Source organism: Dactylosporangium cerinum (genome assembly GCF_042653625.1).
Classification (GTDB): domain Bacteria; phylum Actinomycetota; class Actinomycetes; order Mycobacteriales; family Micromonosporaceae; genus Dactylosporangium; species Dactylosporangium cerinum.
Window position 1 is genome coordinate 1 of record NZ_JBHSIU010000144.1, and the last position, 1,270, is coordinate 1,270.

At 68.7% G+C, this 1,270-nt stretch carries 1 protein-coding gene; it reads left to right on the plus strand.

Annotation, left to right across the window (positions count from 1 at the left end; translation table 11 throughout):
- Positions 1 to 230: 230 nt before the first annotated feature.
- On the plus strand, positions 231 to 1,270 hold a 1,040-nt coding region (locus ACFPIJ_RS64405; RefSeq protein WP_380129450.1), incomplete at its 3' end, for an IS110 family RNA-guided transposase.

The window sequence follows — 1,270 nt, forward strand, 5'->3', positions numbered from 1 at the left end:
AGGGTTCGACGCCGGTGATCGACGAGTGACTCAACCAAGATCTGGCCACCCTTGCGGTGTGCCATTCATCGGACTTGTCCTCGTGGGTCGCCGGCGCCGGCCCGGCCCGCCTTGCTGGCCTGATCAGAAGCCTGTCCGCGCTTGTCGCGTGACTCATCACAGATGTGCCGCTGGGTGACCGCCTCCCGGGCCGACGCCGTCCGAACGTCGTGCCATACAGAGGAGACCTCGTGCCGTCCGTCCTGGCAGAACGACTCGCAGATCGCGTTGACGCGATCGTCGGCGTGGACACCCACACCGACACCCACACCGCGGCGGTGCTCTCGCCGGTCGGATCAGTCCTGGCCGAGCTCACCATCCCGGCCACAGCCGACGGCATCGCGGTCCTGCTGGCCTGGGCTCGTGATCATACCGACGGACTCGGCTCCGGCCGGCGCGCCTGGGCTCTGGACAGCGCACGCTCGCACGGAGTCGGACTGCTGCGCGCGCTTCGCACAGCCGGCGAGACCGTCTTCGAAGCGCCGAAACCTACCGCGACGGCCCGGCGGCGCGGCGGCAAGTCCGACTCCCTGGACGCCGTCCACGCCGCCCGAGCCGTCCTGGCCGCCGAGAACACCGCCACGCCACGCGCCGACGGCGACCGCGAAGCCCTGCGGATTCTGCATGCCTGCCGCCGCCACTACACCGACACCCGCACCGCCACGGTCAACCTGTTCAAGTCGCTGATCCTCACCGCTGACGACGAGCTACGCGACCAGTTCCGCGGCCGAAATACCGACCAACAGGTCCGCCACGCCACCGGCCTCACCGCCGACGATGACACCGACACACTCGAACGCCTCCGTCGTAACCAGCTGACGGCTCTGGCCACACAGATCCGCGATATCGATCGTCTGCTGGCCGCGAACCTTCGCCAGATCCGCGACCTGGTCACAGCCATGTGCCCAGCACTGCTCGACCAGCCCGGCATCGGCCCCATCACGGCCGCGGTCGCGCTGATTTCCTGGTCGCACCACGGCCGCGTCCGCAGCGAAGCCGCATTCGCAGCCCTCGCCGGGGTCAGCCCCGTCCCCGCCAGTTCAGGCCGCACCGTCCGCCACCGCCTCAACCGCGGCGGCGATCGGACCCTCAACTCCGCCATCCACACCATCGCCAAGTCCCGCCAGCGCTACCACCAGCCGACCAAGGACTACATCACCCGCCGCACCGCCGAAGGTCGCACACCACGCGAAATCATCCGCATCCTCAAACGCTACATAGCACGCCAAAT